Source organism: Roseimaritima sediminicola, assembly GCF_009618275.1.
Lineage (GTDB): Bacteria > Planctomycetota > Planctomycetia > Pirellulales > Pirellulaceae > Roseimaritima > Roseimaritima sediminicola.
In genome coordinates, this window is record NZ_WIAD01000019.1 from 21,383 (window position 1) to 37,282 (window position 15,900).

At 63.2% G+C, this 15,900-nt stretch carries 12 protein-coding genes; 2 read left to right on the top strand and 10 right to left on the bottom strand.

Annotated features, from left to right (window positions below):
- Positions 1-247: 247 nt before the first annotated feature.
- Positions 248-2,218, top strand: a complete 1,971-nt coding sequence (locus tag GE027_RS11240; RefSeq protein WP_153557294.1) for a hypothetical protein — start codon at positions 248-250, stop codon at positions 2,216-2,218.
- A gap of 240 nt (positions 2,219-2,458) precedes the next feature.
- The gene (locus GE027_RS11245; RefSeq protein WP_153557295.1) at positions 2,459-4,417 is read left to right on the top strand and encodes a RecQ family ATP-dependent DNA helicase; all 1,959 of its coding nucleotides are present in this window, start codon (positions 2,459-2,461) and stop codon (positions 4,415-4,417) included.
- Positions 4,418-4,672: 255 nt separating this feature from the next.
- Here the strand turns inward: GE027_RS11245 and GE027_RS11250 are convergent, their stop codons facing one another.
- The 10 genes from GE027_RS11250 to GE027_RS11295 all read right to left on the bottom strand — a co-directional run bounded on the left by GE027_RS11250 (position 4,673) and on the right by GE027_RS11295 (position 15,898).
- Positions 4,673-6,130 (bottom strand): RecQ family ATP-dependent DNA helicase, encoded by a 1,458-nt coding sequence (locus GE027_RS11250; protein WP_153557296.1) that lies wholly within the window; start codon positions 6,128-6,130, stop codon positions 4,673-4,675.
- A gap of 184 nt (positions 6,131-6,314) precedes the next feature.
- Positions 6,315-8,312 (bottom strand): ATP-dependent helicase, encoded by a 1,998-nt coding sequence (locus GE027_RS11255; RefSeq protein WP_153557297.1) that lies wholly within the window; start codon positions 8,310-8,312, stop codon positions 6,315-6,317.
- A gap of 52 nt (positions 8,313-8,364) precedes the next feature.
- The gene (locus tag GE027_RS11260; RefSeq protein WP_202617391.1) at positions 8,365-9,600 is read right to left on the bottom strand and encodes a DUF819 family protein; all 1,236 of its coding nucleotides are present in this window, start codon (positions 9,598-9,600) and stop codon (positions 8,365-8,367) included.
- Positions 9,601-9,609: 9 nt separating this feature from the next.
- Positions 9,610-9,831 carry a translation initiation factor IF-1 gene (gene infA / locus GE027_RS11265; RefSeq protein ID WP_153557298.1) on the bottom strand — a complete coding sequence of 74 codons (222 nt, stop codon included), beginning with the start codon at positions 9,829-9,831 and terminating at the stop codon, positions 9,610-9,612.
- Between the two features lie 755 nt (positions 9,832-10,586).
- Positions 10,587-11,522: a lactate/malate dehydrogenase family protein gene (locus GE027_RS11270; protein ID WP_153557299.1), complete on the bottom strand. Its 936-nt coding sequence runs from the start codon at positions 11,520-11,522 to the stop codon at positions 10,587-10,589.
- Between the two features lie 159 nt (positions 11,523-11,681).
- Positions 11,682-12,566: a class II aldolase/adducin family protein gene (locus GE027_RS11275; protein ID WP_153557300.1), complete on the bottom strand. Its 885-nt coding sequence runs from the start codon at positions 12,564-12,566 to the stop codon at positions 11,682-11,684.
- A 120-nt stretch (positions 12,567-12,686) separates the two neighbouring features.
- The gene (locus GE027_RS11280) at positions 12,687-12,965 is read right to left on the bottom strand and encodes a EutN/CcmL family microcompartment protein (RefSeq protein ID WP_153557301.1); all 279 of its coding nucleotides are present in this window, start codon (positions 12,963-12,965) and stop codon (positions 12,687-12,689) included.
- Positions 12,966-12,967: 2 nt separating this feature from the next.
- Positions 12,968-13,705 (bottom strand): hypothetical protein, encoded by a 738-nt coding sequence (locus GE027_RS11285; protein WP_153557302.1) that lies wholly within the window; start codon positions 13,703-13,705, stop codon positions 12,968-12,970.
- A gap of 338 nt (positions 13,706-14,043) precedes the next feature.
- Positions 14,044-14,298, bottom strand: coding sequence for a EutN/CcmL family microcompartment protein (locus GE027_RS11290; protein ID WP_153557303.1), 255 nt, complete (start codon positions 14,296-14,298; stop codon positions 14,044-14,046).
- Between the two features lie 121 nt (positions 14,299-14,419).
- On the bottom strand, positions 14,420-15,898 hold the full coding sequence (locus GE027_RS11295) for an aldehyde dehydrogenase family protein (protein ID WP_153557304.1): 1,479 nt from the start codon (positions 15,896-15,898) through the stop codon (positions 14,420-14,422).
- Positions 15,899-15,900: the final 2 nt, after the last annotated feature.

Consider the following 15,900-nt stretch of genomic DNA (forward strand, 5'->3'; position numbering starts at 1 on the left):
GCTCGAAAATCGCCCAGAATGACTGGAAAACGCGCGGTTTTTGAGAAGGTTGTACGGTAACCGACCAGGCCTCTCGCGTGCACTTACAGTTTTTCTATTTTCCCTGTTCGCGCGCTCCAAAATATGCTTGACACCACTACCCACAGGTCTACATTCAAGGCCGGGTGGTTAGCCCAGACTACGCAGCCGTTAAACTTCCTCGTTACTCAGTCCTGCGTCGGCGGGACCTTTTGAAAGGGTTTACTTCATGAGATCACGGTTTATGAGCGTGGTATTTGGCTTGATGGCGACGGCATTGGTTGCCTCGCAAGCCTTTGCCCAGTGTGGAGACTGCAGCGGATGCGCTGCCGGCTCCGGATGTGGTGCCGTCGGTGGCGGTGCCTATGCAAGCGGCCCGGTCGCAGCAGGTGCTGCGTGTGGCCCCGAGGTCACCTATCAAGAACGCACGGTTTACACCAACCAATTGGTTAACCGCACGCGGCTGGTGCCCGTAACCACCTATCAGCGCGAAACGCGCACCCGTACCCGCACCGTGACGCGCTGCGTCGCTTCGGTCCAGACCCGCACCCAGACCTACACGGTCAACGTGCCCCAGACCAAAACGCGGGAAGAAACCTACACGGTCAACGTGGCGGTTCCTTACACCGAAGAGGAAACCTACACCGTGCAGGTTCCCGTGACCACGCAGCAGGAACAGTCCTACCAGGTCTGCGTCCCCTACACCGAGAACGTCGAGCAGACGTATCAGGTGCAGGTGCCTTACACCGAAGAGGTGCCGTACACCGTGACGGTCTGCTACACCGAGCCGGTTGAACAGGCCTACACGGTGCAGGTTCCCGTCCAGAAGACGCGCACCGAAACCTATCAGGTGGCCGTGCCGTACACCGAAACCGAAACCCGGGAATACCAGGTTCAGGTTCCGGTCCAGGAAACCCAGGAATACCAGGTCACCGTGCCGTACACCGAAATGGTCGAACAGACCTACACGGTCCAGGTCCCGGTCACCGAACAGGTCGCCCAGGACTACACCGTCCAGGTGCCTTACACCGAAACCGTCACCCAGGAATACCAGGTTTGCGTGCCGCGTCAGGAAACCCGTACCGCCATGCGAACGGTCACCAAGTGCGTGCCCGTGACGACCATGCGGACGGTCACCGTCAACGAAGGTCACTGGGTCACTGAAGAAGTGCCTGTGGCTGCGGGCTACTCGGCCGGCTACGGCGGCGGATGTGGCGTGGCCTACGGTGGCTGCGGCGGCGGATGCGGATCCTGTGGCGATTGCGGCGGATGCGTGAGTGCCTGTGGTTGTGGCGCTGCGGCCCCGGCCCCGGCCCCCTGCACCGTCACGCGTCGTCGTTACGTCTGCACCCCGGTGACCAAAGAAGTCCCCCAGACGACCTACCAGCGTCAGACCCAGCAGGTGCCCTACACCTACACCGTCACGGTCAACAGCTACGAAACCCGCACCCGCGAAGTTCCGGTCACGCGTTACCGCACCGAAACCCGCCAGCGGATGGTCAACGTCTGCCGCTATCAGAGCGAAGAGCGGACCCGCCAGGTACCGGTGCGCCGCACCCGTACCGAAACCCGCACCCGTCAGGTCACGCGGATGACCACCGAAACCCGCACCCGCGAAGTTCCGGTCACCCGCACTCGGATGGAAGAGCGCACCCGCGAAGTTCCCTACACCGAGATGACCACCGAGCAGCGGACCCGGACCGTGCACGTGCAGCGTACCCGTCAGGAAGAGCGCACCCGCACCGTCACCCGTTGCCGCCTGGAAACCCGCACCCGCACGGTGCCGGTGACCCGCCAACGCATGGAAACCCGCACCCGCATGGTGCCGGTCACCACGATGCAAACCGAAGAGCGGACCCGTACGGTCCAGCGCACCCGCATGGAACCGCAAGAGCGCACCCGCACGGTGACCTACACCGAGTACGTGCCCGAAGAGCGGACCCGCGAGTACAACGTGACCGTGTACAACCAGGTCCAGGAAGAAGTGCCCGAGACTTACACCGTGTGTGTCCCCGTGACCACGCAGCGTGAAGTCCAGTACACTGAGTGCGTCCGCGTTCCGCAGACCGTTACCGTGCCGGTTTACAGCAGCGGTGCCGGCTACGGCGGATGCACCAATTGCGGTGGCGGAGCCAGCTACTCTGGCCCCGTCCAAGCGGCTCCGGTCGCAAGCAGCGGTTGCGCTGCCTGTGGTGGCTGAACCGACCCAGTTCAGTAGCTTTTGATTCGCCGTCGACCGCTCGCTGAAGCGGTCGACGCGCCACAGAACGCACCGTCGCGGCGACGACCCCGTCGGCTCGACAAATCCCTCGCCCCAGCAGGCCCTTCGCGGCTTGCTGGGGTTTTTTACTTGACCAAACGCTGCCCTTTAGTACACTACGCCAATTAGGCATACGATCTTTTCTATTCGGGGGAATCCGTGATGGGCAGTGAATCAGCGATGACTGGGTCGACACATTCGGCCTCGGCGACAGAAACGCGCGAGCTGGAATCGCAGCGGGCCTCGAAAGTCCTTCAGCAGCGGTTCGGGCTGGATTCCTTCAAGCCCGGCCAGCAGCGGGTGATCGGATCGCTGTTGGCCGGCCGCAACGCGGCGGCCGTATTTCCCACCGGCGGCGGCAAGTCGCTGTGTTATCAGCTGCCCAGCCAGGTCCTCGAGGGCACGACCCTGGTCGTCTCGCCGCTGATCGCCCTGATGAAAGACCAATGCGATGCGTTGGCCCAGCGCGGCATCCCGGCGGCCCGTCTGGACTCGTCCCTGACCGGGGCGGAGCTGCAGCAGGCCATGCGCGACATTCGCAGTGGCAAAACCAAACTGCTGTACGTCGCCCCGGAACGGTTCTTTAACGAGCGGTTTCGGGCCTCGATCGCTTCGTTGTCGATCTCGCTGTTTGCGATCGACGAGGCGCACTGCATCAGCCAGTGGGGACACAACTTTCGTCCCGACTATTTGAAGCTGGCCGAATTGACCAAACGGCTGGAGGTGCCGCGCGTGTTGGCCCTGACGGCCACCGCCACGCCCGAGGTTTTAGAGGACATCTGCGGGGCGTTCAACATCGCGCCCGAAGACGCGGTCCGCACGCCGTTCTTCCGGCCCAACCTGCAACTGCGCAGCCGCGTCCTGACCTCCGAAGAACACCTCCCGACGCTCACCGACCGTCTGCGTTCGCGCCCCGCCGGCCCGACGGTCGTGTACGTGACGCTGCAGCAGACGGCGGTCGACGTCGCGGAGCATCTGGCGGCCGCGGGCGTGAATGCCCGCGCCTACCACGCGGGCATGGAGCCCGAGGTGCGCAGCCGGATCCAACGCTGGTTCCTGGAAAGCTCCGACGGGGTGGTCGTGGCCACGATCGCTTTCGGAATGGGCATCGACAAATCCGACATCCGTTACGTGTATCACTACAACCCGCCCAAGTCGCTGGAGTCCTATGCGCAGGAGATCGGCCGGGCGGGTCGAGACGGACAGGATTCGATCTGCGAGATGTTGCTGGTTCCCGAAGACCGCGTGGTCCTGCAAAACTTCAGCTACGGCGATACGCCTCCGCGGGCGTCGGTACAGCAATTGATCGAACTGGTCGCCGGCCAGGGCGATCGCTTTCATCTGAGCTACTACAAGCTGTCGTCGGAAACCGATATTCGCGTGCTGGTCCTCCGCACCCTGCTGACCTACCTGGAACTGGATGGATACATCGAAGGCACCTCGCCGCGCTACGACCATTATCAATTCAAACCGCGAGTGGGTTCGAAAACGATTCTGGATCATTTTGAAGGCGACCGGCGCAAGCTGGTCGCCGGCATCCTGGCCTCGAGCGTCAAAGCCAAGATCTGGTTCACGATCCCGATTCCCGTAACCGTGCGCCGCTTGCAACAGCCTCGCGAACGGATCGTCCGAGCCATCGATTACATGGCCGAACAGGGGTGGATCGAAGTGCGCACCTCGGAACTGGTCCACGGCTATGAGAAACGTCAGCCCATCGTCGATCCCGCGGCGTTGGCCGACGAATACTTCGAGCGTTTGCACTGCCGCGAACAGAGCGACATCGAACGCTTGGATGCGGTGCTGGAGCTGGCCACGGCGAGCAGCTGTCAAGCGGCCAAACTGTCGGCCCACTTTGGCGAACAACTGGACCAGACCTGCGGCCGCTGTTCCGCTTGCCTGCACGAAGGCCCGTTCCAGTTTCCGGCGGCCAAGTTCAACGGCATCGGCCGCAGCGCCCGCGATGCCGCAGTGCAGATGCAGCGAAAGCATCCCGACCTGCTCGACACGCCGCGGGCTCAAGCGAGGTTCTTGTGCGGGTTATCGTCGCCCCGGTTTGTCGCCAAGCGGTTGACCCGCGAGCCGCATTTCGGCGTCTGCGACCACATCCCCCTCGCCGACGTCGAACAGGCGCTCAGCTAGACGGCGCGAGCGCCCGCGAACCAAGCCGAAGCTCGCGCGTACGGTTCGCGGGTTTCGTGGCTACGGATCGTTTGTGGCGGCGCCCCTCCTAGCCGACGGCGCGAGCCGTGGGTCTCACGCCCATAGACATCGCCCGCCGCGGACGGTCAATTCGCAACGGTGCCGGCAGCGAAAACACAGGATGTTAGAACCACCGCGCTAACGCAACTCGCCGCGGGATGCGGGCCCGACGCTCGCGCGTACGGCTAACGGGTGTTACGGAACCCCAAAATACTTTTCCAAGAACGCTTTGCGGTCGTCGCTTTGGCGGTACTCGACCAAGGCATACAGCCGTTGTTGGTCCGCGCGGCGTTTCTCTTCCAACACTTGATTGTCATCAAAGGGCGCTGGGACGCCATCGATATCGCCGCACAGCCGCAGCGATTCGGGCGGCCGGGGGCCTTCAACCAGACCGTGGCGATCCAGCAGCGCCAGAGCGGTGGCCAGTCGGTGATCATGCCGGCTGACCGCCTGCAACTGCTCGTTCAACCAATCGACACCGTACGCCTGCACCTCCTCGGCACGATCGCGCAGGTAGTGAAACAGGCGGCCGTAAAAATCGGCATCGGGGTTCCGCCAACCGATGAACTGCATCTGCGTCATCAGGTCCGCCTGGTCGTACAGCAACCGACACACCGCCGGCTCGCCATCGCGGCCCGCCCGGCCGATCTCCTGGTAGTAGGCCTCCAGCGATCCCGGCACCTCGGCGTGCAGCACGAAGCGGATGTCCGGCTTGTCGATCCCCATCCCGAACGCATTGGTCGCCAGCACCAACGGGCAATCGTCGCTCATGAACCGTTCCTGAATGCGACGTCGCTGCCGCCGATCCAGGTCGCCGTGGTAACACAGGTGATCCACGCCCCGCACCCGCAGTAGCTCACTGATCCGCTCCAGCGACTTGATCAGCGAAAAGTAAACGATGCCGCTGCCGGTGGAACCATACCGGGGGTCGTCGAGCACCGTTTCGATCTGCGCGACCTTATCCGCGTCGTCCCAGACATCGACGGCATCCAGTTCCAGATTCTCACGCTCGATCCCGCTGTTAAAGATCCGCACCGACTCGGGCTCCAAGCCCAATTGCCGCACGATGTCGGTTTGACAAGCGGGCGTGGCGGTGGCCGTCAGCGCCGCGGTCGTCGGATTACCCAACAACTGCCGGATCTCGGCCAAACGGGTGTAGTCGGGTCGAAAGTCGTGTCCCCATTGGCTGACGCAGTGGGCCTCGTCGACCGCCAGCAGTCGGATCCGCCGTCGCTGGACAACGTCGCGAAACGACGTTTTCCGAAACCGTTCGGGTGTCACATAGACCAGCCGATACTTTCCCTCCGCTATTTGCTCGTAGCGCTCACGGCGTGTCGCAGCATCGAGCGACGAATTGATGAACGTCGCGTCCACGCCCTTGCGGCGGAGAGCGTCGACCTGATCCTTCATCAGCGCGATCAAGGGACTGAGCACCAGGACCAGGTCGGGTGAGTCCTCGTCGGCCAGCAGAGCCGGGATCTGATAACACAGCGACTTGCCGCCGCCGGTGGGCATCAACACCATCGCGTGGCGACCGTCGAGCAAGCGAGCGATCACGTCGGCTTGGAAACCGCGAAAGTCGTCATGCCCAAACACCTCCCGCAACACGCGGCGAGCGGACTGCATCAGATTGTTAGGAGAAGAAGGTGGCATCACGGACAACTCCAGTGGCATAGGCTTCCAGCCTGTGAAAACCAGTGGCATAGGCTTCCAGCCTGTGAAAACCAGTGGCATAGGCTTCCAGCCTGTGAAAACCAGTGGCATAGGCTTCCAGCCTGTGAGGTGGATACTGCCTTCACAGGCTGGAAGCCTATGCCACACCCAGCCCATGCCACACTCACACGCGTCGCGGCTTGGCTTTGCGGTACTTGTTGGGGTTCTCGGCCTTGCCGGTGATCTCGTACAGGAACCGGCTGGGGGTGGTCGGCCGCGGCTTGCCCCAGCGTCGCCGGGTCAGGGCCATCGACAAGGTCAGCGTCTCCTGGGCTCGCGTCACCCCGACGTAGCACAGCCGCCGCTCTTCGGCGATATCGTTCTCCTCGCCACTCTTCACACTCCGGCTGTGCGGCAACACGCCTTCTTCCATGCCCACCATATAGACGATCGGAAACTCCAGGCCCTTGGCGGCATGCATGGTCAATAACCAGACGGCGTTGCGCTGCGCCAATTTATCTTTCTCGTTGCCCATCTCGCGGCCGGCCAGAGCGGTTTCGCTGAGGAAGCCGGCCAGATCGGTTTCACGGTCGCGATCCTCGTAGGCCGCCACAGCATTGATCAATTCCTGAATCGAATTGGTCCGCGCCTCGACCTCCTCGGGTTCGTTGTACAACCGCCGCACCTCGTCGAAGTACTGCGTGCGTTCGATCAGGGTTCGCACGGCGCCGGCCAGCGAATCGACGGTGGCTTCGCGCACATCGTCCAGCAGCCGGCGAAGCGATTCGATGCCTCGCTGGGCCGCAGCGGGCAGGTCGCTGGTCGCCGACGGATCGCTCATCACCTGCCAGGCCGGGCGGCCGGATTTGACCGCTCGCGAGACGATCTCTTGGACCGATTTATTGCCCAGTCCACGCGGCGGCGTATTGATCACTCGCAACAGCGAGATTTCGTCGTCGGGTTGGTCGACCCATTTCAGGTAAGACAACAAGTCGCGGATTTCGCGGCGGTCGAAGAACGACTGGCTGCCCAACATCACGTAAGGCACATTCATCTTTCGCAGCTCGGTTTCGAACAACCGCGGCTGTTCGTTGGTGCGAAACAAGATCGCCACGTCGCGGGGTTCATAACGACCGCGGTCCAGCAGGCGAGCGATCTCGCCGACGACCAATTTCGACTCTTCGGTCTCGTCCTTCAACTGCAGGATCCGGGGGCGTTGGCCCACGGCCCGCACCGGCCGCAACATCTTGTCGTGCCGCGTGGTATTAAAGCGGATCAGGCGGTTGGCCATTTCCAAGATCTGGCCGCTGCTGCGATAGTTCTCTTCCAACCGCACGACCGTGGCGTCGGGCCAGTCGTTGCGGAAATTCAAAATGTGCGTCACGTCCGCGCCGCGCCAGCCGTAGATGGATTGATCGTCGTCGCCCACGACGCACAGGTTGCGATGCGACTGGGCCAGCGATTTGATGATCCGGTACTGGCTGCCGTTGGTGTCCTGGTACTCGTCGACCAAGACGTGGTCGTAGCGACCGGCTTCGATCTCACGCACCTCGGCGTCCTGCTCGAGCAGCAGTTCCGTATTGACCAACAGATCGTCAAAGTCCATCGCGCCGCAGGACCGCAGCCCATCCTGGTAACGGCGGTAGGCGCTGGCCGCCAGGTGTTCCTTGTCGGTGCGAGCGACGGCTCCGGCATCGGCCGGCAGGACGGACTGGTTCTTCCATCCGCCGATGATCGCTAGCAGGTCGCCGGGTTTGAGCGCCGTGCCGGGCAAGCGGAGGTCGCGAAGCACGTTGCGAGCCAGCGATTCCTGGTCGCTGCGGTCGTAGATCGCGAACTTGGTCGGGTACCCAATGCGTTTGGCATGTCGCCGCAAGATCCGTACGCATTGGGAGTGAAACGTCCCGATCACGGGTTTGGGCGGTTGCGCTTCGCCCTTGCGGCGCCGCTTGGGTTTGGCCGGACCGATCAGGGCCCCGATCCGCTCCTGCATCTCGCCGGCGGCTTTGTTGGTGAACGTGACGGCCAGAATCCGGTCCGGAGCCGTTCCGTGGCGGATCAGGTTGGCGATCCGAAACGTGACCACCCGCGTTTTTCCGGTCCCCGCGCCCGCCAGCACAAGCATCGGTCCGGACAGCGTCTCGACGGCCTGCTTCTGGGCCGGGTTTAATCCATTACTCATAGCTGCGAAATCCTACCCAGCGAAGCGGTGGGCGAAAAGCCAGGATGGATTGCTACACCGCCTCGGCAGCCGCCCGCATCATCTGGGCACAGAACCAGGCCGCGTAGGTTCCCAAGGCATACCCCACCACGGCCAACAGGACTCCGACCGGAGCCAGGGCAGGATGGAACGCACCGGCGACGACCGGTGCACTGGCCGCTCCGCCGATATTCGCTTTGCTGCCCACGGCCAGAAAGAAGTAGGGGGCCCGGATCCACCAGCCCACCAGAACGAGCAAAACCACATGGATCAACATCCACACGCCGCCGACCAAAAACATTTCCGGTTTTCGCAGCAGCGCGCTAAGGTCCATCTTCAATCCGATCGTGGCCACCAGGATGTAGATGAACACCGTGCCCACGCTGGACGCGCCGACCGCTTCCAGCCGACGCAGGCGAGTGAAGGAGTAGATCACGCCGGCGGTGGTCGCCAGAATGATCAGCCAGAAGAACGACGAGTCCAAACTCAGCCGCGATAGGTTCGGGCGTGTTGCGGCGATCCACGGTGCCAGCTGGTCAGCCACCGCATGACAAATCCCCACCGTCCCGAAGGCGACCGCCCCGATGACCATCAGATCGGTGGTGTTGGGGATGCGTTGTTCGGCCTGCTGGCGGGCCTGCAGTTTGGCTTTCAGCGTTTCGATACTGGAGGCGTCGGCTTTGGTAAAGCGGTCGATCGCCTGGCTCTGGCCGACCCCCAGCAGCAAAAAGAACATCCAGATTTCGGCGACGATCACGTCGACCGAAACCATCACGCTGTACAGTTCGGCCGACGGTTCGAAGATGCCTTCCATGGCCGCTTGATTGGCGCCGCCGCCGATCCAGCTGCCCGCCACCGTTGCCAGTCCTCGCCAGACCGCCTCGGGACCTTCGCCGCCGATCAGGTCCGGGCGCACCGAACCGACCAACAGCACCGCCAGCGGACCGCCCAGCACCACGCCGGCCGTGCCGGTCAGAAACATGATCAACGCCTTGGGCCCCAGACGCACGATCTCGCGCAGGTCGATGCTCAGGGTCAGCAGCACCAGGCAAGCGGGCAGCAGATAACGCGACGCCACGTAATACAGCTGCGACGCCTCGGGGTCGACGATGCCGAACAACGTCAACAGCGAGGGCAGAAAGTAGCACAGCAGCAGCGAAGGAACGAATTTGTAGAATCGCTGAAAAACGGCTAGCGAACTGTGCGCGGTCCAGAAGATCGCCCCCAGAATGGCCATCAGCAGGCCGAGTACGACGGCGTCGTTGGTCACCACCGCTGTCTAACGCTCTCGATACACGATCCGACCCTTGCTCAGGTCGTACGGCGACAACTCCACGCGAACCTTATCGCCGGGAACGATTCGAATAAAGTGCTTACGCATCCGGCCAGCAACGTGGGCCAGCACCTCATTGCCCGTGTCCAGTTGGACGCGGAACCGAGTATTGGCCAGCGCCTGAGTGACGGTCCCGTCGACCTCGAACGCCTCTTCTTTCTTTCCCAAAATGACAACCTTTCAATAAGAACATTACTTCGCCCATTCCGCCGGGATTGGCAGCGGCGCAACCCTAGCATGGTAAGGAGTATGCAGGTTTTATACCAACCCCCCGGGGTGGGTCTAGCGAAGTTGGGCGGATCGAGCGTTTTTTCCCGCCCAGGGAAGGCTCCGGTAGCCGAAGTCGCCAGACGATTTATTCGAAAACGCATTGCTTATGTGAGCCGTTTGGGCGAACGCCCCGGTTTTGCGGTGACGAAACCGAGGCTAAGCACGTCGCAACCTTTGATTCGGCTTTACTCTCCCACTGGGAGAGTCGGGCTCTTAGGCCCGGAGAGGGTTTTCGTAGGGCCCTCCCCGGGCCTAAGAGCCCGACCCTCCCGCTGCGCGAGAGGGTGTTGTCGCGGGGTTTCACCGAAAGATTCATGCCGACGTGCTTATCGCCAAAACGGCTCACTATATCGACAAGCCGTCAATCCGCCTGACTTTGGGAGATGGGCGAAGGGCCGCAGAGGAGCCACAGACACCGCGGAATACGCAGCCGTAAACTTTGTAAACCCCCAGTCCCTGTGAGCTCCACTGCGACCCTTGACCCGTCGGTCACCAACCGTAGCCGAAGTCGCCAGACTTTGGGCCCGCGATGCTTATCCTCTCGGGCCCGCCAACCCGTCCAAACTCGGGCGAGTTCAGCTACGGCGAGCCGCTCCGTCCAAACTCGGGCGAGTTCAGCTACGGCGAGTTCGATTCTCGAAGGTGACTACGTCTTAGCCTAATCGCTGGGCGACCACATCCAAGGTCTTGCGGAGATTTGCGCCGCTGTTGCGGATCCCTTGAATCTCTTTGGGCCACAGGTCCACTTCCAAGCGATCGATCACGCCGGTGCGGCCCACGACCGTCGGCACCGAGAGGGCCACGTCGCGGATGCCGTAACAGCCGTTCTGCACCGTGCTGACCGGCAGCACGCAGCGGCGGTCCAGCGCGATCGCGTCGATGCAGTCGCGGATGGCGATCCCGACGGCAAAGCCGGCGCCGCCTTTGCGCTTGATCACTTCGGCGCCGCTGCCACGCGTTCGCGTGAACAACTGATTGGCCAGCGACGGATTCCAGCCCGGGTACTTGTCCAGCGGCAATCCGGCGATCGTCGCGCTGCTCCAGATCGGCACCATCGACTCGCCGTGCTCGCCCAGGATCAATGCCTTGGTCTGCGTCGGCGGAGCCTTCAGCTGCTGGGCGATCAAGCTGCAGAAACGGATCGTGTCCAGCTGGGTGCCCAGGCCGATCACCTGGCTGGGCGGCAGGTTCAACCGCTCCGCGGCGACGTAGGTCAGGATGTCGACCGGATTGGAAACGACCAACACGATGGCCGAACTCTTGGGACCGGCCGCCGCGACTTCGTTCAGAATCGAAACGAACAGGTCGGTGTTGCGATTGATCAGGTCCAGCCGCGATTCATCGGGCTTGCGGCGCAGGCCGGCCGTGATGCAGATCACGTCCGAATCGGGAATGTGCTCGTAACCGCCGCCGGTGATGACTTGGTCGGCCACGCTGGGGCCGCCGTGCATCAGGTCCAGGGCTTGGCCCACGGCCAGTTCCTCGTTGACGTCCAGCATGGCGATCTCGCGGGCGATCCCACCGCACTGCAGGGCGTAGCCCGCGCAGGATCCGACCAGTCCGCCGCCGCCGATAATCGATACTTTCATGGATGTGTTCTCGTTGGTTGCTGGGGAGTGTGCTTTCGACATCACTCTCCCTCTGGGAGAGTCGGGCTCTCAGGCCCGGAGAGGGTTTTCCTGGGGGGCCCTCCCCGGGCCTGAGAGCCCGACCCTCCCGCTGCGCGGGAGGGTGTTGTTGTGAGGCTTCTAGCCTTTCATCTGACGCATGACTTCGGCCGTGATCAGCTTGACCAGCTGGTCTTCGCTGGGCGCGCCGCCGCCGCCAGAGTTCTGGCCACTGGAACTCGAGCCGCCGGAGGCCGTTTGGGGTTTGATCGCCGGGGGAGCTTCAAAAGCGCGTCGCTGCACACCGGCGGTCTCCCAGCTGTCGCGGAAGATGTCGTTGGCGCAGATGTCGCAGTCCTTGTACTCCTCGGTGTTCCGCGGGTCGGCAAAACCCCACTTGTCCTTCAACTCCAGCAGCTCGCGGGATTTCTGTTCGTTCAAGTAGGACACGTTGCCCAGCTGACGCGCGAGCAGCAGCATCCGGCAGTAGGAATCGAGGATCTCGGTCCACCAGTAGGCCCGCTCCACGTTCTCGCCATAGCTGACCGTTCCGTGATTGGCCAGGATCATCACGTTGGTCTTGTGGACGTGGGGGATAATCGTGTCGGCGAAGGCTTGTCCGCCGGGCGTTTCGTACTGGGTGATCGGCACGTCGCCCAAGAACACCTCCACCTCGGGCAGGACGCACTGTGGGATCGGTTCGCGAGCGATCGCAAAGGCGGTCGCGTGCGGCGGATGGCAGTGGACGACGCTGCGGATGTCTTCGCGTTGACGGTAGATCTCCAGGTGCAGCAGCGCCTCGCTGGAGCGTTTCTTGCGGCCGGAGATCTGCTTGCCCGTGCCGTCGATCAACGCGATGTCGTCGGGCTTGAGGTAGCCCTTGCAGTGCATCGTCGGCGTGCACAGAAACTCGTTCTCGCTGACGCGGACGGTGATGTTGCCGTCGTTGGCGGCGGCGAACTGGCGGTTGTAAATCCGTTTCCCGATATCGCAAATTTCCTGTTTCAGTTTATGCAGGCTCTGCATGGCGTTTCTCCGGCGGATAGTGGTGGTTTGGGGGGAGGCGTGTTCGAGTGGGTGTCGGTTGGGATCGTTTATTTATGTGGGGTGCGGTCCGGGGCCGGGCCGTGGCAGCGCGAGCATCGCTCAGACATCCACGTCGTCCAGGACCGCCACCAGGGAAGCATCCAACGGTACGGTTCGCGGATTCAGGGGCTGGGCCGCCTCGGGGCCTTCGGCCATCGCCACGCGGTCGCCAATCCCGGCGCCACACAGATCCCAGGCAACGATCGTCTCGCCGCCGTAGACCGGGGAATCCAGGTCGTCGATCGAATCCAGCTGCTCGACGCAGCGAAGCCGTGCGCCCTCGAGGGAAGGGTGCATCCGGGCCAGGGTGACGGTGCCGATGACGCGGGCGATCTTCATCTTTAACGAGCTCCTTCGGCGGCGGTCGCCTCGGCGGCCGAGCGCGCGCAGCGATCGGCCAACGCCGCGGCCTGGGGAATCGAGATCCGCTGCATGTCCAGGACCCAGACGTTGGGCCGCAGGGCGATCGAGACGCGCTCGAGCTGTTGATGCGAGTCGATGGCCGCGGCGCGAACTCGCTCACTGCGGCACGCCCGGCAGACGATCGCGGCCGGTTCGTTCGACAAGATCACCGCCACCTGATTCGGCGATCCGGCGACTTCGGCAAGCGCTTCATCGACCGTGCCGCTGCGAACCGCGCGGCCGCGCGACAACAGCTGGGCGGCCAGTCCCTGACCACGCGCCGCATCGTCGGCATCGGCGATCCGGACTCGCGACGAGGACTGGCCGGCTGAGCCGCTGGTCCGTTCGGCCGTCGGGTCCTGTCGCTCACGATCGACGCACTGAATCTGTACGCCCCGCTGCTTGGCTTCGTCTTTGGCCGCCGGAGTGATCACCGCTCGGGCGGGCACCACGACGCCGCGGCACCCGCTGGGCAAAACGTTCAACGTCTCCACGGTAATCAGCCGCTGGTCGATTCGCAGCGGCCCGTCGGCATCGGGTTTTGCTGGAGACGTGTCCGAGTGTGCTTGTGGCGCACCGCCGGTACCGGACGGCTGCTGCCGCAGCCGCAAAACCACTTCGCGCACCACTCGCTGGATCAAGCGAGGATCGATCGTGGTGGAAGCGGGTTGGGGCATGGTAAGTAGCTTAGGCGATGTAGTGTGGTGTGGTCGGTTGTGGTGTGGTCCGCAGGAGCCTAACGCAGCAGCCCACGTTCGCAGCAGCCACGGAGTGGCGACATGTGGTAGCCCCAGGCGCGAGCCTGGGGTGCCGCCCCCACACCCGCGCGCCAGTCCCGGAGGGACGGCATGAGTTCGGTGCGATCCTTCATGTCGCCCTTCCAGGGCTTTCGCTTGTATGTATTCCGTTTCCCCAGGCTCGCGCCCGGGGCTACCACAATCAATCGCTCCGCGATTCGAGGACGTTCGTCTCTGTACATTGATTCCGCCGGAGTCAGCAAATCTCAAATCTCAAATCAATCGATCAATCCCAGCACGGTCCAGCGGGCCGGGGTGTTGTCGTCCCCGAGGAGCTCGCGAGTAAAGGCGCCGTCGCTGGTCAACATCACGCGGTCGCCCTTGCGGGAGCCCAAGTGATCGATGCCCAACAGCGGCGGGCCGTCGGGCACGTCGTCCACCCCCAAAGGCTGCAGCACCAACAGCCGCTCGCCGTTCAAGCTGGCGTGCTTGACCGTCGCGCGAGCCGATCCGAGAACGAGTGCAGGTTGCATGGAGGTTGGTTGTTAGTTGTTGGTTGTTAGTGGCATAGGCTTCTAGCCTGTGAAGGCCAATCCACAGGCTCCGAAGCCTTGTGCCACTGTTTTTTCACAGGCTGGAAGCCTATGCCACTGGTTAGACGACGTCGGGGCTGCCGACGACGTTCAGGGCGTCGATCATGCTGCAGCGACGTTCGCGGGTGAACGTGACCGGGCTGGTCACGCCTTCGCCGGTCGGGCCGGCGATCGAGAACGACAGGTAGCCTTCGCCGCCGAGTCCCAAACTGGCCATGCAGGGTCCGTTCTTGACGAACAGCGTGGTGTCGAGGGCGCGGCCCATCTTGGTCATGTTGCGGACGTTGCGCGAGTGGATGATGGCGGTGTGGCGGAAGCCGTGCTCGGCGTGCTTGGCCATCTCGATCGCGTGGTCGACGTCGCGAGCCCGAACGAAGGGCAGAAACGGCATCATCTGTTCGACGCTGACGAACGGGTGATCCTCGTCGGTTTCGCCAAACACCAGCTCCACCGACTCGGGAATGTTCACGCCGGCCGCCGCGGCCAACACCGCAGCGTCGCGGCCGATGAAATCCTTGCAGGCCGCGTCGTGGTTGTCCTCGCCGACCTGAACGATGGCTTTCTCAGTTAGACGCGCGATCTGAGCGGCGTCCAGCTTGACCGCGCCGGCTCGCTGCATCGCTTCCATCATTTGATCGAAGACGCTGTCGACGACGAAGACTTCCTTTTCGGCGATGCACAGCAGGTTGTTGTCGTAGGCCCCGCCCTGGATGATCGACTGGGCCGCCAGATCCAAATCCGCGGTCTCGTCCACGACGACCGGCGGGTTACCGGGACCGGCCACGATGGCCCGTTTGCCGCTGCGCAGTGCCGCCCGGCCCACGGCCGGGCCACCGGTGACGCAGATCAGGGCGATGTCGCGATGGGCGAACAGTTCGTTGGCCGATTCCAGCGTGGGTTCGCTGATCACGCAGATCAGGTTGTCGATGCCCAGCTCGCGATGGATCGCTTCGTTGTAGCGGCGCACGCCTTCGGTCGCCACGCGTTTGCCCGAGGGGTGCGGATTGACGACCACGGCGTTGCCACCGGCCAACATGCTGACGGCGTTGCCGGTGATCGTCGGCAGGCTGTGCGTGACCGGGGTGATCGCGCCGATCACGCCAAAGGGAGCACGCTGGATCAAGGCCAAACCCTTGTCGCCGGCGAAGGCCTGGGTGCTGAAGAACTCCGTTCCCGGGCTCAGCTCGCCCAGGGTTTTCAGTTTTTCGATCTTGTGAACCGGGCGGCCGATGCCGGTTTCTTCCATCTCCATCAGACCCAGCTCTTCGCACTGCTCGATGGCGATCCGGCGGATGATCGCGATCACCTCGTTGCGCTGGCTCATCGAGAACCGCGAAAACTCCTCGAAGGCGTGCCGCGCCGCGGTGACGGCTTCGCCCACGTCGGTGAACACGCCGTTGCGTCCCACGGCGGCCGAACCGCTGGGCGGTGCGGTGTTTGCAGAAACCGCCGAAGCGTCGCCGGAGAGGGGCGGCATCGGGCCGACCTCGGCCATCACCTGGGCGACGACATTGCGAATCAGGTTTTCGTCGAATTGCATGT

Excerpts from the sequence above, each read along its gene's own strand:
- GE027_RS11240 (WP_153557294.1), top strand. The coding sequence starts at position 248 with ATGAGATCACGGTTTATGAGCGTGGTATTTGGCTTGATGGCGACGGCA.
- GE027_RS11245 (WP_153557295.1), top strand. The coding sequence starts at position 2,459 with ATGACTGGGTCGACACATTCGGCCTCGGCGACAGAAACGCGCGAGCTG.
- GE027_RS11250 (WP_153557296.1), bottom strand. The coding sequence starts at position 6,130 with ATGCCACCTTCTTCTCCTAACAATCTGATGCAGTCCGCTCGCCGCGTG.
- GE027_RS11255 (WP_153557297.1), bottom strand. The coding sequence starts at position 8,312 with ATGAGTAATGGATTAAACCCGGCCCAGAAGCAGGCCGTCGAGACGCTG.
- GE027_RS11270 (WP_153557299.1), bottom strand. The coding sequence starts at position 11,522 with ATGAAAGTATCGATTATCGGCGGCGGCGGACTGGTCGGATCCTGCGCG.
- GE027_RS11275 (WP_153557300.1), bottom strand. The coding sequence starts at position 12,566 with ATGCAGAGCCTGCATAAACTGAAACAGGAAATTTGCGATATCGGGAAA.
- GE027_RS11280 (WP_153557301.1), bottom strand. The coding sequence starts at position 12,965 with ATGAAGATCGCCCGCGTCATCGGCACCGTCACCCTGGCCCGGATGCAC.
- GE027_RS11285 (WP_153557302.1), bottom strand. The coding sequence starts at position 13,705 with ATGCCCCAACCCGCTTCCACCACGATCGATCCTCGCTTGATCCAGCGA.
- GE027_RS11290 (WP_153557303.1), bottom strand. The coding sequence starts at position 14,298 with ATGCAACCTGCACTCGTTCTCGGATCGGCTCGCGCGACGGTCAAGCAC.
- GE027_RS11295 (WP_153557304.1), bottom strand. The coding sequence starts at position 15,898 with ATGCAATTCGACGAAAACCTGATTCGCAATGTCGTCGCCCAGGTGATG.